This window comes from Novosphingobium sp. PhB57 (genome assembly GCF_004342985.1).
Classification (GTDB): Bacteria; Pseudomonadota; Alphaproteobacteria; order Sphingomonadales; family Sphingomonadaceae; genus Novosphingobium.
The window spans coordinates 406,637-432,556 of sequence record NZ_SMBO01000001.1 but is presented as its reverse complement, the minus strand read 5'-3'; the positions used below and the strand labels follow the sequence as shown (position 1 = coordinate 432,556).

Below are 25,920 nucleotides of genomic sequence, written 5' to 3'. Positions count from 1 at the left end.
GCATGCATGCCTTAGCGGCGCTTGAGCTGGGTCACGTCGCGCACCGCGCCCTTGGCGGCGCTGGTAGTCATCGCGGCATAGGCCTGGAGCGCGGCCGAAACCTTGCGCGGGCGCGGATGCACAGGCGACCAGGCATCGGCACCGCGTGCTTCCTGCTGGGCGCGGCGATGGGCCAGAATCTCGTCCGAAACCATCAGGTTGATGGTGCGGCCGGGGATGTCGATCTCGATCGTGTCGCCGTTCTCGACCAGCCCGATGGCACCGCCCTCGGCGGCTTCCGGCGAGGCGTGGCCGATCGACAGGCCCGAGGTACCGCCCGAGAAGCGGCCGTCGGTCAGCAGCGCGCAGGCTTTGCCCAGGCCCTTCGACTTCAGGTAGCTAGTGGGATAGAGCATTTCCTGCATGCCCGGCCCGCCGCGCGGCCCTTCGTAGCGGATCACGACCACGTCGCCCGCGCCGACTTGCGCGCCAAGAATGCCGGCAACAGCGGCGTCCTGCGATTCGTAGACGCGCGCGGTGCCGGTGAATTTCAGGATGCTGTCATCCACGCCCGCCGTCTTCACGATGCAGCCGTCCTGCGCGATATTGCCGTAGAGCACGGCAAGACCGCCGTCCTGGCTGAACGCATGCTCCTTGCTGCGGATCACGCCGTTCTCGCGGTCGAGATCGAGTTCTTCCCAGCGGCGGCTCTGGCTGAACGCGGTCTGCGTCGGCACGCCGCCCGGCGCCGCTTTGAAGAATTCCTGCACCGAAGGCGCATTGGTGCGCGAGATATCCCAGTGGTTCAGCGCATCGCCCAGGGTGCGCGCGTGAACGGTCGGCAGGTCGGTATGCAGCAGGCCCGCACGGTCGAGCTGGCCGAGGATCGCCATGATGCCGCCGGCGCGGTGAACGTCTTCCATGTGGACGTCGTTCTTCGCCGGCGCGACCTTCGACAGGCACGGCACCTTGCGGCTGAGGCGGTCGATGTCCTCCATCGTGAAGTCCACGCCCGCCTCCACGGCGGCGGCGAGCAGGTGGAGCACGGTGTTGGTCGATCCGCCCATGGCGATGTCCAGGCTCATGGCGTTCTCGAACGCGCCGAAGCTGGCGATATTGCGCGGCAGGGCCGTCTCGTCGTCCTGCTCGTAATAGCGGCGGCACAAGTCCACGGCGAGGCGGCCGGCCTCCAGGAACAGGCGCTGGCGATCGGAGTGGGTGGCCAGGGTGGAGCCATTGCCCGGCAGCGAGAGGCCCAGCGCTTCGGTCAGGCAGTTCATCGAATTGGCGGTGAACATGCCCGAGCACGAGCCGCACGTCGGGCAAGCCGAACGCTCGATCGCCTGGACTTCCTCGTCCGTGTAGCTTTCGTCGGCGGCTGCAACCATGGCGTCGACCAGATCGAGCGCCTGCTCCTTGCCGCGCAGCACGACCTTGCCCGCTTCCATCGGTCCGCCGGAAACGAAGACCACCGGGATATTGATGCGCAGCGCCGCCATCAGCATGCCCGGCGTGATCTTGTCGCAGTTGGAGATGCAGACCATGGCATCCGCGCAGTGAGCGTTGACCATGTATTCCACGCTGTCCGCGATCAGGTCGCGGCTGGGCAGCGAATAGAGCATGCCGTCGTGGCCCATGGCGATGCCGTCATCCACCGCGATGGTGTTGAATTCCTTGGCGACGCCGCCGGCCGCCTCGATCTCGCGCGCGACCATCTGGCCCAGGTCCTTCAGGTGGACGTGGCCGGGCACGAACTGCGTGAACGAGTTCACCACCGCGATGATCGGCTTGCCGAAGTCCCCGTCCTTCATGCCCGTCGCGCGCCAGAGGCCACGCGCGCCCGCCATGTTGCGGCCGTGAGTGGAAGTGCGTGAACGATAGGCGGGCATTGTGCGAACTCCGGGATTTTTCATGGGCACGGCGCGGGACAGCTACCGTCTCGACCGCGCCCCTACGACAAGTGCCTGGCTTTTGCGAGGCATAAAATTTCCAAAAACGCGCTTTTCGCTTTTCGGATCGTGCGGAACTAGCCTCGCGGCTCCGGGCCGAAACGGTTTTCACCGGGCTTGCCGGACCGGGCGAGCAGCAGGATTAGCGCGCCAAGGGCTGCAAGATAGCAGAGATTGTTGAGGAACAGCAGTCCGAACAGCCGGGTGTCGAACACCGGATCGGCAAAGAGCACGGGCATCCTGGAGAAGCCGAAAAACAGGAACGGCAAGGGCAGCAGCGCCCAGGCGCCCGAACGCCCCGTGTCATGCAGGCGGCGCACCGCAGCGGCGGCGATCAGCACGATCAACACGGCCATCGTACCCTCCAGCGCCAGCACGAACGGGCCCATGTCGGGCATCAGTTCCGGATGATGGCCCTCTATGCTGATCTCATAATGGCCCGGCCCCGAAGTGATCGTCGCCTGATCGGGATGCTCCAGCGCGAACTTGCGCATCTTCGCCATGGACGCGAGCACTTGCGGCGTCATCGCGGCAACGCCGCCGAGCAGGACCAGCCCGACCACCACGGCCGCCCATGGCCAGAATGCTGCGCGGGTTTCACGACCGGAGAATTTCGCCAGTCGTACAAGGTGATAGCCGATCATGTTGCCCCCGGATCAATCTCCGGCAGCCTATCCGCGCCGCGCCTTCGCGACAACCCGGACGAATCAGCGCAGCCCGTCGGCGACCGCGCTGCAGATACGGGTCATCCGTTCCGCCCAGACCGCCTGTCCTGCCGCATCGGCGATCTGGTCCTGCCGGATCTCGATGGAAAGGTAGGGGCGGCCATGCCTTTCGGCGTGACGGTTCATCGAGGCGTTGAGCACTCGGCCCGAGTAAGGCTCCTGGTCGCCCACTGTCAGGCCTTCGGCTTCCAGCAGCGGAATGGCGAGACGGGCGGCGCGATCGTCCTCGTTGTAGAGAATGCCGATTTCCCAGGGGCGCGGCTTGTCGCAAGTCGCCAGCCCGGGCGTGAAGCTGTGAAGCGAGACGATCAGGGCGGGAGCGGCTTGCTCCAGCGCCTGTTCAAGCGCCGTGTGATAGGGATCGAAATAGGCCGCGACGCGCGCTGCCCGGCCTTCATCGCCGATCATGTTGCCGGGGATCGCATAGCCGTCCGAAATCTCGGGAAACATGCCGGGCATGCCGATATCGCGGTTGAGGTCGCAGACCAGGCGGCTGATCCCGGCGAGCCAGCCCCACACGCCCGGAGCCACCATGCGCTGCGCCACCCCCGCCACGCCGATGTCGATGGCGATGTGCTGGTTCATCAGCTCGGCGGGAATACCGAGATCGATCCCCTCCGGCACATGGTTCGAAGCATGGTCCGCCACGACGAGAATGCCGCCTGCGGCCGGCGTGCCGAGCACCCGGTAGACTTCACCCGCCGCTTCGGGGTCTGAAATATCGGAAGTTTTCAACGCAGCTTCCCGGATAATTGCCACCAATCGGCATGGTCTGCCGCGATCCTTGCCGCGGCCTGGCTTAAGGCTGCCTGACTCTCATAGAGGGCGAAGCACGTCGCGCCGGAGCCGGACATGCGCGCTAGGAACGGCGCGGTGTCCCGCAAGGCCGCGAGCACTTCGGCTATCACCGGGCATAGGGCGATCGCCGGGTCTTCCAGGTCGTTACGACCGGCCAGGGCGATCTGCCGCAAGGTTCCGCTCGGCATCGGCCCGCGGTCGCGCTGGTCCCAGGCCTTGAACACCGGCCCGGTCGGCACGGGGGCGCGCGGGTTGATCAGGAGGACGGGGCAGCCTTCGAGGTCGTTCTCCGCCACTTCGGCCAGATCGGTGCCCGTGCCGGTGCCGATGCAGGGCCGCGACAGCACGCAGGCGGGCACGTCCGCGCCCAGTCTTGCCGCCCGCGCATGCCAGTCCTCGGGCAGGCCATGGGCACGCTCGACCATGCGGAACACCGCGCCGGCATCGGCCGATCCGCCGCCCAGCCCCGCCGCAACCGGCAAGCGCTTTTCGAGATCGACCGCCCAGCCCCGCTTCCCCTCGCCATGCGGCAGCGCCAGCAGCGCCTTGGCGACGATATTGCCGAAAGGATCGTCGATCTTCCCGGCAAATTCGCCGTGCGTGGTCAGCCGGTCCGCCTCTGCTGGAGTCGCAGCCAGGGCGTCCCCCGCGTCGACGAAGGCGAACAGGGTTTCCAGCTCATGATAGCCGTCCTCGCGCCGCCTGCGGACATGAAGCGCGAGGTTGATCTTGGCGTAGGCGATTTCGGTCAGCATCGCACCGTCCATGCCGCGCCGCGCGCGGAGAGGCAAGTTGAGCTTCGCCGGCCCGGTACTGCATCACTCTTCGCCAATATGCCCCGACAGACTGCTTCCGTCACCCGACCGGCAACGAAAAAGGGGAAGGCATGGCCTTCCCCTTCTCGATCACATATTCGGATAGTTCGGACCGCCGCCGCCTTCCGGCGTCACCCATTCGATGTTCTGGGTGGGGTCCTTGATGTCGCAGGTCTTGCAGTGGACGCAGTTCTGCGCGTTGATCTGGAGCTTGGCGCCCGCACCGTCCGGATCGACGAATTCGTAGACGCCGGCCGGGCAATAGCGCGCTTCCGGCCCGGCATAGAGCGGCAGGTTGATCGCGGTCGGGATGCTGGCATCCTTGAGCTTCAGGTGGACCGGCTGGTCTTCCTCGTGATTGGTGAACGAGTAGGACACGCTGGTCAGGCGGTCGAAGCTGATGACGCCGTCGGGCTTGGGATAGGCGATCGGCTGGTAGAGATCGGCGCGCTGGAGCGTGGAAGCATCGGTGTGATGCTTCATCGGCTTGGCCAGGCCGAAGCCGAACAGCGTGCGCAGCCACATGTCCGCGCCGGCCAGCACCGTGCCGATTTCTCCGCCCCACTTGGCGACCATCGGCTCGGCATTCTGGACCAGCTTCAGTTCCTTGGCGATCCAGCTTTCGCGCACCGCCGTGTCGTATTCGCCCAGCGTGTCCTGCGCGCGGCCCGCGTTGATCGCCGCGGCCATCGCCTCGGCTGCCAGCATGCCGCTCTTCATCGCGGTATGCGTGCCCTTGATGCGCGGCACGTTGACGAAACCGGCCGAGCAACCTGCCAGCACGCCGCCCGGGAAGGCCAGCATCGGCACTGACTGCCAGCCGCCCTCGTTGATCGCGCGCGCACCGTAGGCGACGCGCTTGCCGCCTTCCAGGATCGCGCGGATATCCGGGTGCTGCTTCCAGCGCTGGAATTCCTCGAACGGGTAGACGTAGGGGTTCTTGTAATCGAGCGCGGTCACGAAGCCGAGCGCCACCTGGTTGTTCGCCTGGTGGTAGAGGAAGCCGCCGCCCCAGCTGTCGGTCTCGCTCATCGGCCAGCCCTGGGTGTGGATCACCCGGCCGGGGACGTGCTTGTCGGCGGGGATATCCCAGAGTTCCTTGATGCCGATGCCGTAGATCTGCGGCTGGCAATCCGCCTCCAGGTCGTACCTGGCCTTGAGCCGCTTGGTCAGGTGGCCGCGCGCGCCTTCGCAGAACACGGTATATTTGCCCAGCAGGTTCATGCCCGGCTGGAAGTCGGCCTTGGGATTGCCCTCGCGGTCGACGCCCATGTCGCCGGTCTGCACGCCGATCACGGCGCCGCTCTCGTCATAGAGGATCTCGGCGGCCGGGAAGCCCGGAAAGATCTCGATCTCCAGCGCCTCGGCCTGTTCGGCCAGCCAGCGGCAGAGATTGCCCAGCGAGCCGGTGTAATTGCCCTCGTTCGACATGAACGGCGGCATGACCAGATGCGGCAGACCGAACTTCTTCTTCTTCGTGAGATGCCAGTGCCAGTTGTCGGTCACCGGCGTTTCCGCCAGCGGGCAGCCGTCCTCGCGCCAGGTGGGCAGCAGTTCGTCGAGCGCCCTGGGATCGATCGTCGCGCCCGAAAGAATGTGCGCGCCGATCTCCGAGCCCTTCTCCAGCACGCAGACCGACAGCGCCGGATCGACCTGCTTCAGCCGGATCGCCGTGGCAAGGCCGGCAGGCCCACCGCCGACGATGACGACGTCATACGGCATCTCTTCGCGTTCAATCATTGCGTCCACTGAGCCTGCCCCTAATTTAGTCGCTCGATTAATTTTCTCGAATTGCCTTGATTGGTGGAAGCCAAGAGGTCAAGACCCAGCCGATGGATCAGGCCTCAAATCGGCAATTTCTGGACGATATCACAGGTGCGCTGGACTGGTGGCGCGAGGCCGGGGTCGATTTCGACTTCCTGGACACGCCGCGCCAGTGGATCGTGCCCGAGGAAGAACGCGACGAAAACGGCGGCCGGATTCCCCCGCGGCGGCGCCCCCCGGTGCAAGTCGACGCGCCGCCGGCCCTGCCTTCGCGGATCGATCCGGGGCTGCTACCGGCCGACCTTCCGGCCTTCCGCGACTGGTGGATGCGCGAATCGCTGCTGGACGACGGCGGGTCCACCGGGCGCATCCTGCCCTCGGGGCAAAGCGGCGCGCCGCTGATGATCGTCGTCGAGACTCCCGAGCCGCAGGACCGCGAAACGCTGCTGACCGGCCCCCAGGGCAAGCTGCTGGACGCGATGCTGGCCGCCTTCGGCACCCGGCGCGAGGAAGTCTACCTCGCCAGCGCCCTGCCCCGCCACGACGCCCTGCCCGACTGGCGCGCCGCGGAGACTCGCGGCCTTGGCGATGCGCTGGCGCGGCACGTTAACCTTGTGGCCCCGCAGCGACTCATGGTGCTGGGCGGAAACGTCCTGTCGCTCATTGGCCACGAATCGCCGCAACGCGCTGCCGTTTTAAGACAATTTCATCATGAAGGATGTGTTATACCGCTTCTGGCCGGGTGGGGGCTCGCCGCGCTGATGCAACAACCGCGCGCGAAGGCGAGCTTCTGGAGCGCCTGGCTAGAGTGGTCAAAGTCTGAAACTGACAAGTCGGTATCAACCGCGCCGGAGGATCAGAAGTCCTGAAAGGACCGATTTCCGCCGGCGATTAGGTCGCACGATGCGGGGAATGAATTTGAAAAGATCCGGCATGGAGAGAAACCGCAAGGGACCCTGGCGCGCCAGCGCAGCCACAGGGGTCACTTTTGCCGTTCTCACCGTCATGTCCGCCCTGGGCGCAAGCCCGGCCATCGCCAACAGCGCGGCCGTGGAATATTTTCGCTCGCGCGCGGACAATACCGCGGTTCCCTCGCTGCTGAGCCAGGATGACCGCGCCTATTACAAGCAGGCTTTCGACGCCGTGGACTCGAAGGATTGGTCCACCGTCCAGCGCTTGCTGGCGGACCGTCCCGAGGGCCCGCTCCATCAGCAGCTGCGCGCCGCCTACTATCTTGCGTCCGGCTCTCCCAAGATCGAGCTTCCCGCGCTGCAATCGTGGCTGGCCGAAGGCACCGACCTGCCCGGCGCAGACCAGATCAGCCGCCTGGCTTTGAAGCGCGGCGCGCTCAACGTGCCCTCGCTTCCCGCCGAGCAGCAGTTTGCCCGCCTGCCGACCATGGTGAAGCGCGTGCGGCCCTCCTCGATCGACGACGGCACGATGCCCGCCATGATCGCAAGTGGCATCAACGACCGCATAAAGGCCGACGATCCCACCGGCGCCCGCATGCTGCTGGACGGGATCGACGCTGGCCTCAGCCCCTCGACCCGGGCCGAATGGCGCCAGAAGGTGGCCTGGAGCTTCTATATCGAGAACCAGGATGCGCAGGCCTATCAGCTGGCGCAGCTTGCCGCGATGGGCACCGGCCCCTGGGTCGGCGAAGCGTGGTGGACCGCCGGTCTGGCCGCCTGGCGTCTGGGCGACTGCGACGGCGCGGCCGACGCTTTCGACAAGACCGCCAAGTCGTCCGAGAACGCCGAACTCACCAGCGCGGCGCACTACTGGCGCGGCCGCGCGCTCGTGCGTTGCCGCAAGCCAGAACAGGCTTCGGCAGCCCTGCGCCTCGCCGCCGCCCGCGACGAGACGCTCTACGGCATGCTGGCCGCCGAGCAGCTGGGCATGAAGCTGCCGGAACAGCATGCCGCGGCGGACTTCACCCAGAACGACTGGCAGGTGCTGCGCACCAACACCAACATCCGCACGGCCGTGGAACTCGCCGAAATCGGCGAGGACAGCCTGGCCGACGAAGTGCTGCGCCACCAGGCCCGCATCGGCACGCCGGACCAATATGCCTCGATCACGCGCCTCGCCCGCGATCTCGGCCTGCCCTCCACCCAGCTCTGGATGGCCTATAACGCGCCCTTCGGCGGCAAGCCCGAGCCGGCAAGCCGGTTCCCCACGCCCAAGTGGAACCCGGTCGGCGGCTGGAAGGTCGATCCGGCACTGGTCTATGCCCATGCCCTTCAGGAATCGATCTTCCAGACCAGCGTCGTCAGCCCGGCGGGCGCGCGCGGCCTGATGCAGATCATGCCCGCGGCCGCGCGCGATCATGCCAACTCGCTCGGCTACACCGGCAATGCTTCCGATCTCAACAAGCCGGAAGTGAACCTTGCCTTCGGCCAGCGCCATCTTGAGATGCTGCGCAACGATCCGGGTACGCAGGGCCTGCTGCCCAAGGTCATGGCCGCCTACAATGCCGGACCGCTGCCGGTGCGTCGCTGGAACTCCGAAGTGAACTGCCAGGGCGATCCGCTGCTGTGGATCGAATCCCTGCCGTACTGGGAGACGCGCGGTTACGTGAACATCGTGCTGCGCAATTACTGGATGTACGAGCGTCAGGCCGGCGGCCAGTCCGAAAGCCGCATGGCGCTGGCGCAGGATATGTGGCCGACGTTCCCCGGCCTTTCGGGTTCGCAGGCCGTCCGCATGACGGCCAACGGGGCAATCGTGCGTGGCCATTGATCCCGAGCGTGTCTTCAAGCCCATCAATATCGCCGTCCTGACCGTCTCCGACACGCGCGGCCCCGAAAACGACACTTCGGGCGACATCCTCGTCCAGCGCATTCGCGATGCCGGCCATGCCCTGGCCGACCGCGCGATCGAGCGCGACGATGCCGACGTGATCGCCGCAAGGTTGAACGTCTGGATCGACGATCCGAACGTGGACGCCATCGTCTCCACCGGCGGGACCGGGCTCACCGGCCGCGACGTCACGCCCGAAGCCATCGACCGGGTGAAGGAGCGCGACATTCCGGGGTTCGGAGAGCTGTTTCGCTGGCTTTCGTACAAGACCATCGGCACGTCCACCGTCCAGTCCCGCGCCTGCGCCGCCGTTTCGCGCGGCACTTACCTCTTCGCTCTCCCCGGCTCGAACGGGGCGGTGAAGGACGGTTGGGACGGCATTCTGGCCGAGCAGCTCGACAGCCGGAACCGGCCCTGCAACTTCGTGGAACTGATGCCGAGGCTGCGAGAGAAGTAAGCTGGGCGGCTCTCAGCCGCCCGGCCATCACCGCTCAGCGAAAAATGAGCTTCTCGTAAGGGACTGCCTGCTCAGGCGAAAATCGGCAGTTTTGCAGCGTCTTCCTCGCTGAGCGTGATGCCGAACGTCTCGCCCAGCAGGCGGGCATATTCGGCGGCGGTTTCGATCTGGCGAACTTCGCTCTCGCCGTGACGGCCGATCGTGAACTGCCGGTCGCTCAAGGACGCGAAGCCGCCTTCCAGCACCACGCTGGCGACGCAGAGCGTGGTGAAGCGCGTGCCGGGCCGGGTCGAGGTCCAGTGGTTGCTCATCTCCAGGTCGTCCTGCGCGACATCATCGAGATCAAACACATATTGCGGCTGCCAGTCGCCGTGGGGAGCGCCGCGTCCATCGGTGGCGCCTGCGGGACCGGCGCGTTCGAGCCGCCATTCACCGCCCAGCGATCCGCGTTCTCCGCCGCGCAGAAGCCTGTGCCAGGCGCCGTCGCCGGTCTGCACTTGCGCGCCGTCTTCTAGCGGGAGCGGCGGAACGTAGCTGCCGCCGAAGCCGGCATCGGCGATCCAGGCCTCGCCGTCCAGATTGACCAGCAGCAGGGTATGAGTACGAGGCGGAACCACGCCCTCGCCCAGTCCCAGCAGCACGCGGGCCAGCAGGGGCCGATTGACCAGCCCCATGGCCGAAAGCGCGTCGGCGTAGAGGCGGTTCTGTTCGAAGCAATAGCCCCCGCGACCGCGCGTCACGAGCTTTTCGAAGACGCTGGCACTGTCGATGCGGATGCCCTGTCCCAGCGGTATCGCGAGGTTTTCGAAACCGATCGACTGGCGATGCGCCGTCTGCACCGCGCCCAGCCCTTCCGAAGAGCGGGCCGGCATCTCGGAAAGGCCGATACGGGCGAAGTAACGATCGATGTCCATGTGCCGCTTCTGCACCGCTCGCCCCTGCGGGGCAAGCCTGTGGATAAGCTGTGCAAAGCCTGGGGACTGGCCGTGGAAAGCCGGTGGAGCGACAGTGGAAACCCTGTGGGTTTCCCGCTTCGCCCCGCCCCCTCCCGGCAGGATCAGTTCGCTGCGGTCAGCGCTTCGTGGAAAGCCTTGATCGCGGCGGCTTCGTCGCCGTTCCAGACCGCGCCCGATACGGCCAGGAAGTCCGCGCCGGCCTTCGCCAGCGGAGCACAGTTTTCAGGCGTGATCCCGCCGATGGCCACGCAAGGAATCTCGAAGATCGCCTGCCACCATTCAAGCAGGTCGACGCCCGCCATGTGCTTCACCTGCTTGGTCGTCGTAGGGAAGAAGGCCCCGAACGCCACGTAGTCCGCGCCGGCCTCACCCGCATCCATGGCCAGGTGGCGGCTGTCGTGGCAAGTCACGCCGACTTGCGCATCGCGGCCGAGCGCATTGCGCGCCTCTTCCACCGTGCCGTCTTCCTGGCCGATGTGCACGCCATCGGCGCCGAGACGCTTGGCCAGGCTGATCGAATCGTTGACGATGAACGCCACGTCCCGTTCCCCGCAGATCTTCTGCAGCGGTTCCGCAAGCCGCGCGGCCTCGTGCTGGTCGAGGTCCTTGACCCGGAACTGGAACGCCGCGACCGGCGCCGCATCCAGCGCACGCGCCAGGCGATCGGGAAAGCCGCCGCCCACTTCGAGCGGCGAGATAAGGTAAAGCTGCGTCGGTTCGCGTTCGTTTTCGTCCATGCCGCGGCCCTAGCGCGTCCTCGGGCTCAGGAAAAGGCTTCCTCGTCCGATGAGGCATTGGCGCAAGGGCTTCAGTTCGGGCAAGGTTCAGGCGCGATGCGGTTTCTCGGCGAGGAGCCGCCCCAAGTCCCTCTCCCCCTACCGTGTGAGGATCATGAGAAGCCGCGCCCTGACGACTGCCCTTTCGCTCGCGACCGCGTTGGTCGCGCTGTCTGCCTGCCGGATCATTCCAGCCTCCCCTGTGCGGCCCCATGCGCCCGCCTCGACTCCGGCACCAGCATCGGCCCCTGCCCCGCTCCCGCCGCCGACCGCCCCGGACCCGGAAGTGCTGGCCCCCGAACCGGATGTCCATGCAGGCGGTCCACCGGCCACCGATTTCTACACCCCGCAATCCCCCCCGCCGCGCGCGCCCTACGAGGGACCACCGCTCGCTTATACCCGCATCGGCGAGACGGTCTTCGTCGACGGCCCCAAGGTGACCCCGCTCGCCCTGCTGGAGGACAGCCGCTGCGCCGAAGGCACCCAATGCGTCTGGGCCGGCCGCCTGAGAGTTCGCGTTCGCGTGGACCTGGGTTCGGGGCCGCGCGAAGTGGAGATGACGCTGGGACAGCCCGTGCAGATCGCGGATGGACAGCTCGACTTGCTGGATGCCCTGCCCCGGCCCACTGCCGGCAGGAAACCGGCGCCCTTCGCCTACCAGTTCGGCTTCCGCTTCATGGGCGGCCTCTGACCGCTGCCAAGCAGCCAAGGACCTGACGAAAGGCCGTAACGGAAAAAGGCGGCGCCTTGCGGCACCGCCCTTCCTTCAAGCGAAAATCCCCGGGCAGGATCAGGCGGCGGTGGTCGCGCCGACCTTTTCGGTAGAACCCGCGAAGATTTCGTCGATCGCCTCGCTCAGCGCGGCGTCGAATTCCGCGTCGCTCATCTGCGAGCGCAGGTCTTCCAGCAGCGCGCGGCTGAAGCTGGCGATGATGCCCTTGTTCTTTGCCAGTTCGGCGCAGGCTTCGGTGCGCTTGTAGCCGCCCGAAAGCGCCACCACGCGCAGCACCTTGGGGTGCGAGACCAGCGGGTCGAACGTGCCCGGCACGATCGGCAGCGAAAGCTTGAGCATGACGCGCGTGCCTTCCGGCAGGGCATCGAGGTTCTTGAGGATCTCGGCCAGGAGCAGCGAATCGCACTCGGCACGAGTCTCGCTCTTGATGTTCACTTCCGGCTCGATGATCGGCATCATGCCGTGCGAGAGCACCTGGCTGCCGATCTCGAACTGCTGCTTCACCACGGCGGCGATGCCTTCGGCATTGGCCGAATTGATCACCGAACGCTCCTTGGTGCCGAACACGCCGAGCGCCTTGGAACGCTCCAGCAGGGCATCGAGGGTCGGCATCGGCTTCATCAGTTGTACGCCGTTGGCTTCGTCTTCCAGGCCCTTGTCGACCTTGATGAAGGGAACCACGCCCTTGGCGATCAGCGCCTGCGGAGTGGGCACGCCGGCGACTTCGCCATCCATGGTCCGCTCGAACAGGATCGCGCCGATCACCTTGTCACCGGTGAAGGCCGGCGAGGCGATGATGCGGGCGCGCATCTGGTGGATCAGGCCGAACATCTCCTCTTCGCTCGACCAGGCGCCTTCCTCGATGCCGTAGCCCTTCAGGGCCTTGGGCGTGGAGCCGCCGCTTTGGTCGAGCGCGGCGATAAAGCCGTTCCCGCCGGCCATTTTGGCCGCCATTTCCGAATATTGCATGGTTTTCTCCTCCTAGTTGTATCGACAACCTGAAACGGGCTTATTCCCCGAGCCACCGTTTCGCAACTGCGGCAAAAGGCTATCCGTCGGTTGGGTGATCCGTTCCGGCGAAGACGCGCGCGCGCTTGCGGCGGCGCAGCATGTCGGACAGCAGCATGCGCGCGGGAACGTCGATCCAGCGCACGCAGAACCACGCGACGAGGAGGCACGCGCCCAGGAACGCGAAGGCCATCAGCACTTCGTTGTAGTGGAGGTCGTCCTTGAAGTAGCGCATCGGCTCTATCAGCGCCCAGTGCACGGCATAGAGCGCGAACGACACCTCGCCCACGAACCAGGCCGCAGGCGCCAGCTTTCGCGAGGGTTCGACGCGCGATCCCAGCCAGACCAGCAAGGGGGACAGCAAGAGCGTGCAGGCAAGGTCGTAGTGGCTGGCCGATAGCCAGTGGGGATCGGCCAGCAGCATTGCAGCGATCGCGGCAAGGCAGGCCAGCCCGCCGAGCGTCGCCGGCCGGTGCGCGGGCTGGCGCAGGCGCGCGATCAGCATGCCGGCGCAGAAGGAGTAAAGCGTGCGGGCCAGCGCCACCGACCACTCGTTCCAGATCGCACCAATATTGCCCGAGCCGTTCTCCAATACCGCCGGGGCGAACCACCATGCCGAAGCCGCGCAGACCGCCAGCAGGGCGAACCGCGGCAGGCGGAACAGCACCAGGATCATCACCAGATTGGCGACAAGCTCGTAGAAAAGCGACCAGGCCGGGACGTTGAGCGGAAACAGGGTGTTCGTCAGCGGAGAAGGCAGCATCAGCGCATTGATGGCGGTGCTGATCACGATCGTCGGCACGCGCAGCGAAGTGTCACCGCCGGTATAGTGGCGTACCAGGCCCACCGTGGTCGTCAGCAGCACCCCGACGAGAAACAGCGGATAGAGCCGGACCAGGCGCTTGGTCATGAAGTCGCCCGCGCCCATGCCTCCCTGCCAGCGCGGCAGGTAGCTGGTGCAAAGCACGAAGCCCGAGAGCGCGAAGAAGAAATCCACCGCGACGTAGCCGTGCGGTGCCTGGGAGATGTTGAAGTGGAACAGCGCCACCGCCAGCGCGGCAATCCCGCGCATGCCGTCCAACGTGACGTAGCGCCCGTGCCACGGCGGCGCGACTTGGTCACGGTGGCTCATTCCTGCGGCATCCCCCTCTCGCCGTCCCGGACCTGATCCGGGACCGCCGGCCCTGAACGGCCCCTTCGCGGCGGCGCGCTTCGCATCCCCGCCCAAAGACCTGTCATCGGTCCCGGATCAGGTCCGGGACCGATGGTGTAATCGACTCAGGCCGAAAGCGCGGCCACGCCCGGAAGTTCCTTGCCTTCCATCCATTCGAGGAAGGCGCCGCCTGCCGTCGAGATGTACGAGAAGTCGTCCGCCACGCCGGCGTGGTGAAGCGCCGCAACCGTATCGCCGCCGCCGGCAACCGAGACCAGCGAGCCCTCGCGGGTCAGCGCGGCAGCGGTTTTTGCCAGGGCCACGGTGGCCGCATCGAAGGGAACCGTCTCGAACGCACCCAGCGGCCCGTTCCACACGAGCGTGCGGCAGGTCTTGAGCACGTCGCCCAGGGCTTCGACGGCCAGCGGGCCGACGTCGAGGATCATCTCGTCCGCGGCCACTTCATGAACGTTGCAGGTGCGCAAGCTGGGCGGATTGGCGGCGAATTCCTTCGAGACGACCACTTCGTAAGGGAGGTGGACGGTGCAGCCCGACTGGTCGGCCACGTCGAGGATCTCGTTGGCCGTGCCGGTAAGGTCGTGCTCGCAAAGTGACTTGCCCACGTCCACGCCCTTGGCGGCCAGGAACGTGTTGGCCATGCCGCCGCCGATGATGAGGTGATCGACCTGGGTGACGAGGTGCTTGAGCACGTCGAGCTTGGAGGAAACCTTCGCGCCGCCGACGACGGCCGCGACGGGCTTTTCGGGCTTGCCGAGCGCCTTGTCGAGCGCCTCGAGTTCGGCCTGCATCGAGCGGCCGGCATAAGCGGGCAGCACATGGGCAAGACCCTCGGTCGTGGCATGGGCGCGGTGGGCGGCGGAGAAGGCGTCGTTCACGTAGAAGTCGGCATTGGCGGCAATGGCCTTGACCAGCTCGGGGTCGTTCTTTTCCTCGCCCTTCCAGAAGCGCGTGTTCTCCAGGATGGCGATGTCGCCCGCGCGCAGGATGCCGACCGTCTGCTTGACGACGTCGCCGGCGATCTCCGGCACGAACATCACTTCCTTGCCGAACACCTTTTCGACCGCGCCGACCACCATCGACAGCGACATGGTCGAGACGCGCTCACCCTTGGGGCGGCCGAAGTGGGCCAGCAGCAGCACCTTGGCGCCCTTCTCGGCCAGTTCCAGCACTGTCGGCGCCGCGGCGCGGATGCGGGTGTCATCCGTGACCTGCCCGTCGTTCATCGGCAGGTTGAGGTCGACGCGCACGAGCGCGACCTTGCCCGTCACATCACCAAGGTCGTCAAGGGTCTTGAAAGCGCTCATTGCTCGATCCTTATCTCGTCACCGACGGCGATCGTGCCGTCTGTCAGCACCGTGCCCAGCACGCCGCCCCGCCAATCCGGCAGGAGCGCGGCCATGAGCCCCGGCACCACGTCTTCCATGCGGCTGCATGGGTCGCATTCCATGGTCACTGCGATGCGCAGGCTTTCGCCGATGGCGATGACGCAGCCTTTCTCGCGCGGAAGGTGCATCCCGTTCACCCGCAGGCCTTCGACCAGCAAGTTGGCGCGCCGTGCATGCCAGGGCGGACAATCGCCCTCCGCCAATCCCAGGTCGCGCAGCGCGGCCAGCCAGTCTTCGGCTGCCAGCAGCGAGACCTGTCGGCGCGGCACCCGGCCCGGACGCACCGCGCCGCGAAAGTCCCCCTGGACTCCCGCGGCGGCAGTTACGGCGGCGGACCGCAGTTCCTCCATCGGCGCGCGCGGCCGTTTCCGCCGCGCGATACCGATGAGGCGGCCCGCCTCCATCAACGCCTCAGAGCAGGCGCATCAGAGGAACTTGGCCATCACGCCGGCCGTATCGACCATGCGGTTGGAGAAGCCCCACTCGTTGTCGTACCACGACAGGACGCGGACCAGCTTGCCTTCGAGGACCGAAGTCTCAAGGCTGTCGATGGTCGACGAATGGGCGTCGTGGTTGAAGTCGATCGAGACCAGCGGTTCTTCGGTGAAGGCGAGCACGCCCTTGAGTTCGCCCTCGGCCGCTTCCTTCAGCAGCGCGTTGACTTCTTCGGTGGTGGTGTCGCGCTTCGGCACGAAGGTCAGGTCGACGACCGAGACGTTCGGGGTCGGCACGCGGATCGACGAACCGTCGAGCTTGCCCTTCAGGTCCGGAAGAACGAGGCCCACGGCAACGGCGGCGCCGGTGCTGGTGGGGATCATGTTCATCGCGGCGGCGCGGGCGCGGCGCGGATCGCTGTGGATCTGGTCGAGGATCTTCTGGTCGTTGGTGTACGAGTGGATCGTGGTCATCAGACCGCGCTCGATACCGATCTTCTCATGCAGGACCTTGGCGAAGGGCGCCAGGCAGTTGGTGGTGCACGAGGCGTTCGACACGACGACGTGATCGGCGGTCAGTTCCTTGTGGTTCACGCCGTAGACGACGGTGAGGTCCACGCCCTTGGCCGGCGCCGAGACGAGCACGCGCTTGGCGCCCGCGTCGATGTGCTTGGAGGCCGATTCCTTGTTGGTGAAGAAACCGGTGCATTCCAGAACGATGTCCACGCCCTGCGCGGCATGCGGCAGGTTGGCGGGATCGCGCTCGGCCGTCACATGAATGCGCTTGCCGTTGATGACGAGATCGGTGCCGTCAACTTCCACGGTACCTTCGAAAGTACCGTGGACGCTGTCGCGCTTGAACAGGAGAGCATTGGCCTTGGCGTCCGCCAGGTCGTTGATCGAAACCAGCTCGAGGTCATGGTCCGTGCGTTCGAGAATGGCGCGAGCGACATTGCGCCCGATACGCCCGAAACCGTTGATCGCAACCTTGGTCGCCATTGCAATAATCTCCTCTTTAAACGCTGAGCTTGTTGAGAATCTTCGGAACGATCGCCTCGACGGTGAAGCCGAAGCGCGCGAACAGGTCCTTGGCCGGGGCCGAGGCGCCGAAGCGGTCGAGACCGATGTTCAGGCCGCCATTGCGGCTCTGTGCGGTATAGCGTTCCCAGCCCATGGTCGTTCCGGCCTCGATCGAGACCTTCAGGATCGACGCATCATGGGGAAGGATCTCGTGCTGGTAGGCTTCGTCCTGCGCGGCGAAGAGTTCCATGCACGGCATCGAGACGACATCGGCGCCGATGCCCTGCGATTCCAGTGCGTCCTTCACCTTCACGGCCAGTTCGACTTCCGAACCGGTGGCGATCAGGATCACCTTCCGGTCGGCGCCGGCATGGCGGAGCGTGTAGGCGCCGCGGGCCGAGAGCATGTCGCCGCTGCTGCGAAGCTGCGGCAGGTTCTGGCGGGTAAGGGCCAGGACCGAAGGCGTTTCCTCGGATTCGAGCGCGATGTTCCAGCACTCCGCCGTCTCGATCACGTCGGCCGGGCGGAACACGTAGAGGTTCGGAATCAGGCGCATGGACATGACATGCTCGACCGGCTGGTGAGTCGGACCGTCTTCGCCGAGACCGATCGAATCGTGCGTCAGCACGTAGATCACACGGGTCTGCTGCAGCGCCGAGAGGCGGATCGCATTGCGGCAGTAGTCCGAGAAGATCAGGAACGTGCCGCCGTAGGGGATCACGCCGCCGTGCAGGGCCATGCCGTTCATGGCCGCGGCCATGCCGAATTCACGGATGCCGTAATAGACGTAGCGGCCGCCGTAGTTCTCGGGATTGAACGGATCCTGGCACTTGGCCTTGGTGTTGTTCGAGCCGGTGAGGTCGGCCGAGCCGCCGATCATCTCGGGGATGGCCGGGGCCAGCACGTTCAGCCAGTTTTCCGAAGCCTTGCGGGTGGCGACGGTGGATTCGCCCTCCAGCCATTCGGCCAGCTTGGCGCGGATCGCGTCGGCTTCCGGCAGTTCGCCGGCCATGCGGCGGCTGAATTCCTCGCCCTTGTCGGAAGCGGCCAGGCGGCCGAACCATTCCACATGGGCAGCCGCGCCGGCTTCGCCCGTGGCGCGCCAGTCGGCCAGGATCTCTGCCGGGATCTCGAAGGGAGCCGAGGTCCAGCCAAGGTATTCGCGGGCCGCGGCGACTTCGGCATCGCCCAGAGCGGCGCCGTGAACGTCATGACCGCCCTGCTTGTTGGGCGCGCCCTTGCCGATCACCGTGCGGCAGGCGACGAGCGTGGGCTTGTCCGAAGCGGCGGCAGCGGCCAGCGCGCGTTCGATGTCCGCGAAGTCGTGGCCGTCGCAGTCCAGCGTTTCCCAGCCGGCGGCGCGGAAGCGCGCGGGGATGTCTTCGCTGGTGGAGAGCGCGGTATCGCCGTCGATGGTGATGTGGTTATCGTCCCACAGCACCTTGAGGCGGCCCAGCTTGAGATTTCCGGCGAGGCCGATGGCCTCGTGGTTGATGCCTTCCATAAGGCAGCCGTCACCCGCGATGACCCAGGTCTTGTGGTCCACAAGATCGTCGCCGAACGTGGCATTGAGATGACGTTCCGCCATCGCCATGCCCACGGCCATGGCCAGGCCCTGGCCGAGCGGGCCGGTGGTGCATTCCACGCCTTCGATCAGGAAGTTTTCCGGATGACCGGCGCAGACCGAGCCGAGCTGGCGGAAGTTCCGGATGTCGTCCATCGTCGGGCTGGCATAGCCGGTCAGGTGGAGCAGCGAGTAGACCAGCATCGAGCCATGGCCGGCCGACAGCACGAAGCGGTCGCGGTCGGCCCACTTGGGCTGTGCGGGGTCGAACTTGAGGAACTTCGAGAACAGGACGGTCGCGACGTCGGCCATGCCCATGGGCATACCAGGGTGGCCGCTGTTGGCCGCCTGGACCGCGTCCATCGACAGCGCCCGGATGGCATTGGCCATCGGCGCGAGACGGTCAGCAGCAAGGGTCATCGTGAAGGCTCCGGAAACGGAAAGAATGGGACGATTCGAACTTGCCGACCCCCTTTAGGGCGAGGCCGTCTCCCGTCAAGTTCACCTAAGGAGGATTGGCCTGCCGCCTACATGAGGACTTGTACAGGGATGCGCCAATCATATGGTGGCACATTCGTCTCGTCTGATCGAATGCACTGTGAACAAGGCGGGGCAATTGATTGCCTTTTGGCGTTTTCACGGTAGCGCAGGCGGCAATGGAAAAGGTGACGAACGAGGCCGCTACAGAGCAGGCAATCGACAGGATCCGGGCCGCACTCGCACGGCTGGAAAGCGCGGTATCGCATAGCCGCGACTTGCAGGACCGCCACGGCCGCCTGCGCGGCACGGTCGAGGACACGCTGGGCGAGATCGACGCGCTGCTGGCGCAGCACCGCCAGCCCCAGCATCTCCCCCCGCAGCAGAAGCCCTGAGCCGATGGCAAACATCTCCCTGATGATCGGCGGGCGCGAATTCATGCTCGCCTGCGCGGACGGCGAAGAGGCTCACCTCACCCGCCTGGCCGAGATGATTGACGAAAAGCTGGCGCAGGCCGGCGCGGTGGGGCAGACCGAGCCGCGCATGCTGCTCTTCGCCTCGCTGATGCTGGCCGACGAACTGCACGAGCTGCGCCAGCGCGCCCAGCAACCCGCGGCGGCGCCGGCCCCCACCCCGCCGCCCGCTCCCGCGCCGGTACCGGAAATTCCCGAGGTGCTGGTCGAGGAACTGGCGCGGATCGCCGATCATGTCGAAAAACTTGCGGACCTCCTTGAGCAGAGCGCTCCGAACGCCTAACTAGGGGATGACGGGATCTGCCCGGCACGAGCCGTTCGAACATCCCTGAGGCTATAAGCAATCCAATGGGGTCTGTCCCTGCCCGGACCGTGGTCCGACGCACATGGTCCCCACCTGACGTCGAGGCGTCAGAGGATTTCTAGGCAACGACCCAAGGTGGACCCGTCACCCACTCCGCACAGGCCCCCGAAGGCCCGCTTCCGGCCTTATCCTTTCGGCACGCGAGATGCCCGAATTCCGACATGCCGCGAAGGCGCTTCGGTGGTATTGTCGCGGTTCCGAACTTTCTGGCCTGATATTCTAGAATGGGACTCACGGTGGATTCGTCGCCTCCTCTCTCCCCCACGATCGAGAAAAGCGCCTTGCGCAAGGCGCATCGCGCCGCGCGTGCGGAGCATGTCGCCTCGCTGCCGCAGGGCATGCGAGCGCTCGTCCTCAATCGCCCGCCCGCGCCTGTCGCGGAAATGATGCCCGAGGGGCTGACGATCGGCCTCTACGCCCCCGTGCGTGACGAAGCCCCGGCCTTCGGCTGGGCGCGATGGCTGTCCGAACACGACCGGCGCATCGCCCTGCCCTGGTTCTCGGAGCGCGAAAGCGCGATGGAGTTTCGGGAATGGGCCAATCCCTTCGACGAGGAACAGCTGACGATCGGCCCCTGGGGCGCTCTTCAGCCCCTGCCCGACGCAAAGCCGGTGGTCCCGGCCATCGTCGTGGTGCCGCTGCTCGCCTTCACGGCCCAGGGCCATCGTCTCGGCCAGGGCGGCGGCCATTACGACCGCTGGCTCGAAGCCAATCCCGACGTTCCCGCGATCGGCCTTGCCTGGGACTGCCAGTTGGCCGAAACTCTCCCCCTGGAGCCGCACGACCGCATTCTCGACGCGATCGTGACGCCGACCAGAATCTACGAGGGAGAGATCTGACTTGCGCGAAACCCCGACCTGGCGAATCCCCATCGGGGTGCTCGCTCTGTTTGCGGCGCTCTGCGTCTACGGCCTGCTGCTGGCGCGCTACCTGCCGCCGGTGATCGGCAACTGGCATGTGCTGCTGCAGACGCCGGTATACCTAGCCCTCGGCATCGTATGGATATTGCCGCTGAAGCGGTTCCTGATCTGGATGGAGACCGGGCGCTGGGGATGATTCCCCGGCGCTTTTTTCTTGCCCCGCGCACGGCCCTGAAACGGAGCAGGCAAAAGAAAAGGCCGGGTGTGAACCCGGCCTGTTTCGTATCATTGCTTTACCACTTCCCGTGAAGGAAATGGCGCGAGTGACGGGGCTCGAACCCGCGACCTCCGGCGTGACAGGCCGGCACTCTAACCAACTGAGCTACACCCGCGCAGCAATGTAAGTGAGGTTTTTAGACTACCTCAAGTCGCTGGTTTACCAGCATTTCCCCTGCCTGTCACAGGCAGGAAATTCCCAAGTGGCGCGAGTGACGGGGCTCGAACCCGCGACCTCCGGCGTGACAGGCCGGCACTCTAACCAACTGAGCTACACCCGCGTTCTTGCGGTTGCGTCCGCTTGGGAGGCCGCCCTCTATGTCAGCACCGGGTGCCTGTCAACGCACTATTCCAGGCCAAAGAAGATTTTTGCGACGACGCCGCGACTAGCCTGTGGACAGTTTCGATAGCCCGCGGATTTTCGTCGGGTTTCGGCCGGTTTCATGGCCCGAAGGCAAAGTCCGGTGCCTTCGCGCGAACAAAACGGCAGGAAAAAAACTTTCCGGTAACGCCGGATCAGGGACGACAGGAGCGGAAGGCCGAGTTGGCCGAGGGGCGATTCCCGCATCCTTGAGCCCCGCACTTCGGCAATCGGGCCCACCAACCCTGTCGGACGTGATATGGCACCGCTGCCTGGAGAGGCACGCCAGCCGATGCACCCCTCGCCCTGAGGCCTCACACGCCCTTGCGCGGCTTCTCGTACTTCCAGTTGCGCGTCTTGCCTTCGGCGATCCATTCGGCCGCCTGGGCCATGCGCTTGTCCCGCGTTGCCGCCGTCTTCGCCTCGGTGATCCATTCGAGATAGTCGCGCCTGTGCGAGGGCGCGAATCGCTCGAACGCCGCCTGCGCCTGCGGCACCGCTGCGAGCAAGGCGGCGAATTCTGCGGGCATGGGGATTTCCGGACGCGGCTTTCGTTCGGCTCGCGCCCCGGCAGGAGGGCGGCCGCCAAGAATACGATCCGCCGCTTCGTGCAGCAGTGCCGACAATTCGGCTTCGCGGGGCATGTCAGCCTCGGATGTCACACGGATGAAACGGCGCGACATGGCATCGCCGTGGATACCGAAAGCGCAATGCGCCTTGAACGCGCTCATCCCGGCGACGTTCTTGCCCCGCACGGTAAAGTGGGGGACGCTCCACTTGATGGCCTCCTCGGCCTCAGGGAGCGCCCTGTGCGCCATGTCGCGGAGTTGTTCGAGCAAGGGGCGCAGCGGCTCGGCAGACCGGGCGATATAGTCATCGACACGCGGATCCCTGCCCATATACGCTGCTCCAGCCCCTCAGCCTAACCCGCCAGAATAAGCGCCGGCGCCTCGATCAGCTTCTTGAGGTCCTGCGCGAAGCTGGCCGCATCCCACCCGTCTACCACGCGGTGATCGCAGGACATCGAGATATTCATGATCTTGCGCTTTTCGATGCGCTCCGCGCCGTCCGCGCCCTTCACGAACATCGGCCGCTCGACGATGCGGTTCGGACCGATGATCGCCACTTCGGGGCGATTGATGACCGGCGTGGTCGCCACGCCGCCCATCGGCCCGAGCGAGGTAACGGTGATGGTCGATCCCGAAAGCTCGGAAGACTTCGCAGACCCGTCCCGCGCCGCATTGGCGAGACGGCCGATCTCGGCGGCGAGTTGCCAGAGGTTGCGGTCCTGCGCGTCGCGGATCACCGGGACCATCAGGCCCGCGGGGGTCTGCGCCGCCATGCCGAGATGTACGGAGCCATAGCGCGTCACCACGCCCGCCTCGTCATCGTAATGGGCGTTGAGCATCGGATACTTCGGCAGCAGCTTGCAGATCGCGGTGATGAGGAACGGCAGCATCGTCAGCTTGGGGCGCCCGTCCACATTGGCTCCCCTCCCCGCATTGAGCTGTGCGCGCGTTTCCTCCAGCGCCGTCACGTCGAATTCCTCGACATAGGCAAAGTGCGGGATCTGGCGCTTGGAAGCCGCCATGTTCTCGGCGATGCGGCGGCGCAATCCGATCACGCGGACCTGTTCGTCCTGGCCCTTTCGCCCGGCCGGCTGAAAACCGCCCGCGGCATTGTAGGACAGGAAGGCGTCGAGGTCGGCATGACGCAGGCGGCCGTCTTCGGCGGGGCGCACTTCGCCAAGGTCGATGCCGAGATCGGCCGCCCGCTTGCGGACCGCCGGGCTGGCCATGACTTTCGAATGAGCGGCCGGGCGCGGCTGCGGGGCCTTGGCACCGGCGGCAGAGGGAGCAGGTTCCGGAGCGGGCGCCGGAGCCGGTTCGCGCTTCGGCTCGGGAGCCGGCGCCGCCGCCTGCTCGACGCGCGCGACATCATCGGCATCGGGCGTTTCCGCCGCGATCCGCTGCTCGACCACAGCAGCCGTCGGCGCAGGCGCACGGTCGACCTCGTTGCCGGCGCCTTCGACCTCGATCACCACCAGCGGCGAGCCGATGGCGATCACGTCGCCCGCCTCTCCCGCCACTTCGATCACCGTGCCCGAAACCGGGCTTTCCATCTCGACCGTGGCCTTGTCCGTCATCATGTCGGCCAGGCGGCCGTCTTCCTCGACCGTGTCGCCGACCTTGACGTGCCAGGCGACGATCTCGGCTTCTGCGATGCCTTCGCCGATGTCCGGCAGGCGGAATGTGAAACGACCCATCGGATCAATCCTTCATGAGCCGATCGACCGCCTCGCCAATGCGGACGGGACCGGGGAAATAGGCCCACTCGAGGCTATGCGGATAAGGCGTGTCGAAACCCGTCACGCGCTCCACCGGCGCTTCGAGATGATAGAAGCAGCGTTCCTGCACGAGCGTCACCAGTTCCGCGCCGAAGCCGGACGTGCGGGTGGCCTCGTGTATCACCAGACATTTGCCCGTCTTCTCCACCGACTTTTCCACAGTGTCGATGTCGAGCGGGACAAGGCTGCGCAAGTCAATGATTTCGGCATCGATGCCCTTCTCGGCCAGGACTGCCTCGGCCACATGGACCATGGTGCCGTACGTCACGACGGTCAGCGCCGCGCCCTCGCGAACCACGCGCGCCTTGCCAAGCGGAATGCGGTAATAGCCCTCCGGCACCTGGCTTCCCGGCAGCCCCTTCCACGGACGCGACGGACGGTCGTAATAGCCGTCGAACGGGCCGTTGTAGATCCGCTTCGGCTCGAAGAAGATGACCGGGTCATTGTCCTCGATCGCCGCGATCAGCAGACCCTTGGCGTCATGGGGGGTTGCCGGGATCACCGTCTTGAGACCGGCGACATGCGTGAACAGCGCCTCCGGGCTCTGGCTGTGGGTCTGGCCGCCGAAGATGCCGCCGCCGAACGGAGAGCGCACGGTGATCGGCGCGACGAATTCGCCGGCGGAGCGATAGCGCAGGCGCGCCGCTTCGGAGACGAGCTGGTCCAGGCCCGGATAGATATAGTCCGCGAACTGGATTTCCGGCACCGGGCGCAGGCCATAGGCGGCCATGCCCACGGCAGCGCCGATGATGCCGCATTCGTTGATCGGCGTATCGAACACGCGGTTCCTGCCAAACTTCTTCTGCAGCCCTGCCGTCGCGCGGAACACGCCGCCGAAGTAGCCGACATCCTCGCCCATGACGAGGACATCGGGATCGCGCGCCATCATGATGTCGAGCGCGTCGTTGATCGCCTCGATCATGTTCATCGAACGGCTCGGTGCATCGTGGAGGCTGACGGGGTTTTCCTCGATCATGGTCCTCACTCCTTCCACTCCGGCCATTTGATCTGTCGCTCGCGAATGGCCTGCTCGGCCTGTTCCTGGAGATGCCATGGCAAATCCTCGAACACGTCTTCGAACATGGTGTGGAACGGATGGTGCAGACCGTGGCCGAGGATGCCGTTCTTCTCGGCCTCCTTGGTGGCCGCCTTGACCTGCTCGGCCAATTCGCGGTCCATCGCCTGGTGCTGTTCCTCGGACCATTCGCCCAGCGCGATCAGATGGCGCTTGAGGCGCATGATCGGATCGCCCAGCGGCCAGTCCTCCGCCTCGCGCGCGGAGCGGTAGGCGCTGGGATCGTCCGAAGTGGAGTGGCCTTCCGCGCGGTACGTGAAGTGCTCGATCAGCGTCGGGCCCTTGTTCGCGCGGGCCCGGTTGGCGGCCCATTCCATCGCCGCGTAGACCGCCAGGATGTCGTTGCCGTCCACGCGCAGCCCGGCAATGCCATAGCCCGCCGCCCGTGCCGCGAAGGTCGTGCGCTCCGCGCCGGCGAAGCCGGAGAAGCTGGAGATCGCCCACTGGTTGTTGACCACGTTAAGCACGACCGGCGCGTTGTAGACCGCCGCGAAGGTCATCGCCGCGTGAAAGTCGCCTTCCGCGCTGGAGCCTTCGCCCACGAAGCTGGTGGCGATGCGGGTGTCGCCCTTGATCGCGCTGGCCATGGCCCAGCCTACCGCCTGCGGGAACTGCGTGGCGAGATTGCCGGAGATCGTGAAGAAGCCGTAGTCCTTGGCCGAATACATGATCGGCAACTGGCGGCCCTTCAGGGGATCGGCGCGGTTGGAGTAGATCTGGTTGATCATCTCCACCAGCGGATAGCCGCGGGCGATGAGGATGCCCTGCTGGCGATAGCTGGGAAACACCATGTCATCCGCCGCGAGCGCATGGGCGCAGGCGATCGAGATCGCCTCCTCTCCAGTGCACTTCATGTAGAAGCTGGTCTTGCCCTGCCGCTGGCCGCGATACATGCGATCGTCGAAGGCGCGGGTAAGCGCCATCGTCGCGAGCATGCGGCGCAAAGTCTCGGCATCGAGACCGGGATTCCACGGACCGACCGCGCGGTCGTCGTCGCCCAGCACGCGGATCATGTCCAGCGTCAGGGGCCAGGTATCCTGTGCCTCGCAGGCCTCGTCCGGCCGGGCCAGAAGGCCCGGTTCGGGGATTTCCAGGTGCGTATAATCTACCGTATCGCCGGGCCGATACTTCGGCTCGGGGACATAGAGATCGAGTGGCGGCAAATTGCCGCGTGGCTTGCCTGTGCGAACCGGGCCTTCGGCCATTCTGGTTATCCTCTCCCGATGTTACGGGCCGCGAAAACCTGAACTGCGCAAGGAAAAAGGGACGAACCTGGCGCGTTTCAAAATTCCACGGTCAGGTCATATTATTTCAACCTCCAGCAATGTCAATCCATAGTGAGAGGCAT

The 25,920-nt window shown here is 65.9% G+C and carries 25 protein-coding genes and 2 tRNA genes; 8 read left to right on the top strand and 19 right to left on the bottom strand.

Annotated elements, in window-relative coordinates:
• Positions 1 to 11 precede the first annotated feature (11 nt).
• The 5 genes from ilvD to EDF58_RS01840 all read right to left on the bottom strand — a co-directional run bounded on the left by ilvD (position 12) and on the right by EDF58_RS01840 (position 6,006).
• Positions 12 to 1,868, bottom strand: a complete 1,857-nt coding sequence (ilvD, locus tag EDF58_RS01860; RefSeq protein WP_132262170.1) for a dihydroxy-acid dehydratase — start codon at positions 1,866 to 1,868, stop codon at positions 12 to 14.
• Positions 1,869 to 2,005: 137 nt separating this feature from the next.
• Positions 2,006 to 2,572 carry a DUF805 domain-containing protein gene (locus EDF58_RS01855; protein ID WP_132262169.1) on the bottom strand — a complete coding sequence of 189 codons (567 nt, stop codon included), beginning with the start codon at positions 2,570 to 2,572 and terminating at the stop codon, positions 2,006 to 2,008.
• Positions 2,573 to 2,635: 63 nt separating this feature from the next.
• Complete coding sequence (locus EDF58_RS01850) at positions 2,636 to 3,388, bottom strand: N-formylglutamate amidohydrolase (protein WP_243654037.1); 753 nt, start codon at positions 3,386 to 3,388, stop codon at positions 2,636 to 2,638.
• Entirely contained in the window at positions 3,385 to 4,206 is an 822-nt protein-coding gene (locus EDF58_RS01845) for a 4-(cytidine 5'-diphospho)-2-C-methyl-D-erythritol kinase (protein WP_132262167.1), read from the bottom strand. Before EDF58_RS01845 ends, EDF58_RS01850 begins: the two co-directional genes overlap by 4 nt.
• Before the next feature lie 150 nt (positions 4,207 to 4,356).
• The gene (locus EDF58_RS01840) at positions 4,357 to 6,006 is read right to left on the bottom strand and encodes an electron transfer flavoprotein-ubiquinone oxidoreductase (RefSeq protein WP_132262166.1); all 1,650 of its coding nucleotides are present in this window, start codon (positions 6,004 to 6,006) and stop codon (positions 4,357 to 4,359) included.
• A 92-nt stretch (positions 6,007 to 6,098) separates the two neighbouring features.
• Here EDF58_RS01840 and EDF58_RS01835 point away from each other — a divergent pair, with 92 nt between their 5' ends.
• The 3 genes from EDF58_RS01835 (at position 6,099) to moaB (ending at position 9,289) form a co-directional block, all read left to right on the top strand.
• Positions 6,099 to 6,899, top strand: coding sequence for a uracil-DNA glycosylase family protein (locus EDF58_RS01835; RefSeq protein ID WP_132262164.1), 801 nt, complete (start codon positions 6,099 to 6,101; stop codon positions 6,897 to 6,899).
• Positions 6,900 to 7,035: 136 nt separating this feature from the next.
• On the top strand, positions 7,036 to 8,772 hold the full coding sequence (locus EDF58_RS01830) for a lytic transglycosylase domain-containing protein (protein ID WP_207912836.1): 1,737 nt from the start codon (positions 7,036 to 7,038) through the stop codon (positions 8,770 to 8,772).
• Positions 8,762 to 9,289 carry a molybdenum cofactor biosynthesis protein B gene (gene moaB, locus EDF58_RS01825; RefSeq protein ID WP_132262161.1) on the top strand — a complete coding sequence of 176 codons (528 nt, stop codon included), beginning with the start codon at positions 8,762 to 8,764 and terminating at the stop codon, positions 9,287 to 9,289. The genes EDF58_RS01830 and moaB overlap by 11 nt, the downstream gene beginning before the upstream one ends.
• 71 nt (positions 9,290 to 9,360) lie before the next feature.
• Here the strand turns inward: moaB and EDF58_RS01820 are convergent, their stop codons facing one another.
• Together EDF58_RS01820 and thiE are read right to left on the bottom strand one after the other, a co-directional pair.
• Positions 9,361 to 10,203: an arylamine N-acetyltransferase gene (locus EDF58_RS01820; RefSeq protein WP_132262159.1), complete on the bottom strand. Its 843-nt coding sequence runs from the start codon at positions 10,201 to 10,203 to the stop codon at positions 9,361 to 9,363.
• A 143-nt stretch (positions 10,204 to 10,346) separates the two neighbouring features.
• On the bottom strand, positions 10,347 to 10,982 hold the full coding sequence (gene thiE, locus EDF58_RS01815) for a thiamine phosphate synthase (RefSeq protein ID WP_132262157.1): 636 nt from the start codon (positions 10,980 to 10,982) through the stop codon (positions 10,347 to 10,349).
• 325 nt (positions 10,983 to 11,307) lie between these two features.
• On the opposite strand from thiE, the gene EDF58_RS01810 reads away from it, so the two are divergent.
• Positions 11,308 to 11,712 (top strand): hypothetical protein, encoded by a 405-nt coding sequence (locus EDF58_RS01810; protein ID WP_207912790.1) that lies wholly within the window; start codon positions 11,308 to 11,310, stop codon positions 11,710 to 11,712.
• 99 nt (positions 11,713 to 11,811) lie between these two features.
• On the opposite strand, the gene EDF58_RS01805 is transcribed toward EDF58_RS01810, so the two are convergent.
• From EDF58_RS01805 to tkt, 6 genes are all read right to left on the bottom strand, one after another.
• A complete protein-coding gene (locus tag EDF58_RS01805) occupies positions 11,812 to 12,723 on the bottom strand; it encodes a fructose bisphosphate aldolase (protein WP_132262156.1) in 912 nt (303 codons plus the stop codon).
• A gap of 79 nt (positions 12,724 to 12,802) precedes the next feature.
• On the bottom strand, positions 12,803 to 13,894 hold the full coding sequence (locus EDF58_RS01800) for an acyltransferase (RefSeq protein WP_132262154.1): 1,092 nt from the start codon (positions 13,892 to 13,894) through the stop codon (positions 12,803 to 12,805).
• 146 nt (positions 13,895 to 14,040) lie between these two features.
• Positions 14,041 to 15,240 (bottom strand): phosphoglycerate kinase, encoded by a 1,200-nt coding sequence (locus tag EDF58_RS01795; protein WP_132262152.1) that lies wholly within the window; start codon positions 15,238 to 15,240, stop codon positions 14,041 to 14,043.
• Entirely contained in the window at positions 15,237 to 15,671 is a 435-nt protein-coding gene (locus tag EDF58_RS01790; protein WP_132264040.1) for an MOSC domain-containing protein, read from the bottom strand. Before EDF58_RS01790 ends, EDF58_RS01795 begins: the two co-directional genes overlap by 4 nt.
• Positions 15,672 to 15,746: 75 nt before the next feature.
• Complete coding sequence (gene gap, locus EDF58_RS01785; protein WP_132262150.1) at positions 15,747 to 16,754, bottom strand: type I glyceraldehyde-3-phosphate dehydrogenase; 1,008 nt, start codon at positions 16,752 to 16,754, stop codon at positions 15,747 to 15,749.
• 16 nt (positions 16,755 to 16,770) lie between these two features.
• Complete coding sequence (gene tkt, locus EDF58_RS01780; protein WP_132262148.1) at positions 16,771 to 18,759, bottom strand: transketolase; 1,989 nt, start codon at positions 18,757 to 18,759, stop codon at positions 16,771 to 16,773.
• Positions 18,760 to 18,995: 236 nt separating this feature from the next.
• Here tkt and EDF58_RS01775 point away from each other — a divergent pair, with 236 nt between their 5' ends.
• The 4 genes from EDF58_RS01775 (at position 18,996) to EDF58_RS01760 (ending at position 20,709) form a co-directional block, all read left to right on the top strand.
• Entirely contained in the window at positions 18,996 to 19,211 is a 216-nt protein-coding gene (locus EDF58_RS01775; protein WP_132262146.1) for a hypothetical protein, read from the top strand.
• A 4-nt stretch (positions 19,212 to 19,215) separates the two neighbouring features.
• Positions 19,216 to 19,572 carry a cell division protein ZapA gene (locus tag EDF58_RS01770; RefSeq protein ID WP_132262145.1) on the top strand — a complete coding sequence of 119 codons (357 nt, stop codon included), beginning with the start codon at positions 19,216 to 19,218 and terminating at the stop codon, positions 19,570 to 19,572.
• A 317-nt stretch (positions 19,573 to 19,889) separates the two neighbouring features.
• The gene (locus EDF58_RS01765) at positions 19,890 to 20,492 is read left to right on the top strand and encodes a 5-formyltetrahydrofolate cyclo-ligase (RefSeq protein ID WP_243654036.1); all 603 of its coding nucleotides are present in this window, start codon (positions 19,890 to 19,892) and stop codon (positions 20,490 to 20,492) included.
• Between the two features lies 1 nt (position 20,493).
• A complete protein-coding gene (locus EDF58_RS01760; protein ID WP_132262141.1) occupies positions 20,494 to 20,709 on the top strand; it encodes a DUF2842 domain-containing protein in 216 nt (71 codons plus the stop codon).
• Positions 20,710 to 20,828: 119 nt separating this feature from the next.
• Here the strand turns inward: EDF58_RS01760 and EDF58_RS01755 are convergent.
• The 6 genes from EDF58_RS01755 to EDF58_RS01730 form a co-directional block, all read right to left on the bottom strand.
• Positions 20,829 to 20,905 (bottom strand) — tRNA-Asp (locus EDF58_RS01755).
• An 88-nt stretch (positions 20,906 to 20,993) separates the two neighbouring features.
• Positions 20,994 to 21,070, bottom strand: a tRNA-Asp gene (locus EDF58_RS01750).
• 394 nt (positions 21,071 to 21,464) lie between these two features.
• Entirely contained in the window at positions 21,465 to 22,049 is a 585-nt protein-coding gene (locus EDF58_RS01745; RefSeq protein WP_132262140.1) for a YdeI/OmpD-associated family protein, read from the bottom strand.
• 23 nt (positions 22,050 to 22,072) lie between these two features.
• Positions 22,073 to 23,416 (bottom strand): dihydrolipoamide acetyltransferase family protein, encoded by a 1,344-nt coding sequence (locus EDF58_RS01740; RefSeq protein ID WP_132262138.1) that lies wholly within the window; start codon positions 23,414 to 23,416, stop codon positions 22,073 to 22,075.
• 4 nt (positions 23,417 to 23,420) lie between these two features.
• Positions 23,421 to 24,473, bottom strand: a complete 1,053-nt coding sequence (locus EDF58_RS01735; protein ID WP_132262136.1) for an alpha-ketoacid dehydrogenase subunit beta — start codon at positions 24,471 to 24,473, stop codon at positions 23,421 to 23,423.
• A 5-nt stretch (positions 24,474 to 24,478) separates the two neighbouring features.
• The gene (locus tag EDF58_RS01730) at positions 24,479 to 25,777 is read right to left on the bottom strand and encodes a thiamine pyrophosphate-dependent enzyme (protein ID WP_132262135.1); all 1,299 of its coding nucleotides are present in this window, start codon (positions 25,775 to 25,777) and stop codon (positions 24,479 to 24,481) included.
• Between the last annotated feature and the right edge of the window lie 143 nt (positions 25,778 to 25,920).

What these genes read in the sequence shown, in the direction of transcription:
- EDF58_RS01735 (WP_132262136.1), bottom strand. Translation starts at nt 24,473, where the DNA reads ATGATCGAGGAAAACCCCGTCAGCCTCCACGATGCACCGAGCCGTTCG.
- EDF58_RS01840 (WP_132262166.1), bottom strand. Translation starts at nt 6,006, where the DNA reads ATGATTGAACGCGAAGAGATGCCGTATGACGTCGTCATCGTCGGCGGT.
- EDF58_RS01740 (WP_132262138.1), bottom strand. Translation starts at nt 23,416, where the DNA reads ATGGGTCGTTTCACATTCCGCCTGCCGGACATCGGCGAAGGCATCGCA.
- EDF58_RS01730 (WP_132262135.1), bottom strand. Translation starts at nt 25,777, where the DNA reads ATGGCCGAAGGCCCGGTTCGCACAGGCAAGCCACGCGGCAATTTGCCG.
- EDF58_RS01775 (WP_132262146.1), top strand. Translation starts at nt 18,996, where the DNA reads ATGGAAAAGGTGACGAACGAGGCCGCTACAGAGCAGGCAATCGACAGG.
- EDF58_RS01795 (WP_132262152.1), bottom strand. Translation starts at nt 15,240, where the DNA reads ATGAGCGCTTTCAAGACCCTTGACGACCTTGGTGATGTGACGGGCAAG.
- EDF58_RS01835 (WP_132262164.1), top strand. Translation starts at nt 6,099, where the DNA reads ATGGATCAGGCCTCAAATCGGCAATTTCTGGACGATATCACAGGTGCG.
- EDF58_RS01745 (WP_132262140.1), bottom strand. Translation starts at nt 22,049, where the DNA reads ATGGGCAGGGATCCGCGTGTCGATGACTATATCGCCCGGTCTGCCGAG.
- EDF58_RS01855 (WP_132262169.1), bottom strand. Translation starts at nt 2,572, where the DNA reads ATGATCGGCTATCACCTTGTACGACTGGCGAAATTCTCCGGTCGTGAA.
- ilvD (WP_132262170.1), bottom strand. Translation starts at nt 1,868, where the DNA reads ATGCCCGCCTATCGTTCACGCACTTCCACTCACGGCCGCAACATGGCG.
- EDF58_RS01830 (WP_207912836.1), top strand. Translation starts at nt 7,036, where the DNA reads ATGTCCGCCCTGGGCGCAAGCCCGGCCATCGCCAACAGCGCGGCCGTG.
- EDF58_RS01805 (WP_132262156.1), bottom strand. Translation starts at nt 12,723, where the DNA reads ATGCAATATTCGGAAATGGCGGCCAAAATGGCCGGCGGGAACGGCTTT.
- EDF58_RS01845 (WP_132262167.1), bottom strand. Translation starts at nt 4,206, where the DNA reads ATGCTGACCGAAATCGCCTACGCCAAGATCAACCTCGCGCTTCATGTC.
- thiE (WP_132262157.1), bottom strand. Translation starts at nt 10,982, where the DNA reads ATGGACGAAAACGAACGCGAACCGACGCAGCTTTACCTTATCTCGCCG.
- EDF58_RS01800 (WP_132262154.1), bottom strand. Translation starts at nt 13,894, where the DNA reads ATGAGCCACCGTGACCAAGTCGCGCCGCCGTGGCACGGGCGCTACGTC.
- tkt (WP_132262148.1), bottom strand. Translation starts at nt 18,759, where the DNA reads ATGACCCTTGCTGCTGACCGTCTCGCGCCGATGGCCAATGCCATCCGG.
- EDF58_RS01820 (WP_132262159.1), bottom strand. Translation starts at nt 10,203, where the DNA reads ATGGACATCGATCGTTACTTCGCCCGTATCGGCCTTTCCGAGATGCCG.
- gap (WP_132262150.1), bottom strand. Translation starts at nt 16,754, where the DNA reads ATGGCGACCAAGGTTGCGATCAACGGTTTCGGGCGTATCGGGCGCAAT.
- EDF58_RS01790 (WP_132264040.1), bottom strand. Translation starts at nt 15,671, where the DNA reads ATGGAGGAACTGCGGTCCGCCGCCGTAACTGCCGCCGCGGGAGTCCAG.
- EDF58_RS01770 (WP_132262145.1), top strand. Translation starts at nt 19,216, where the DNA reads ATGGCAAACATCTCCCTGATGATCGGCGGGCGCGAATTCATGCTCGCC.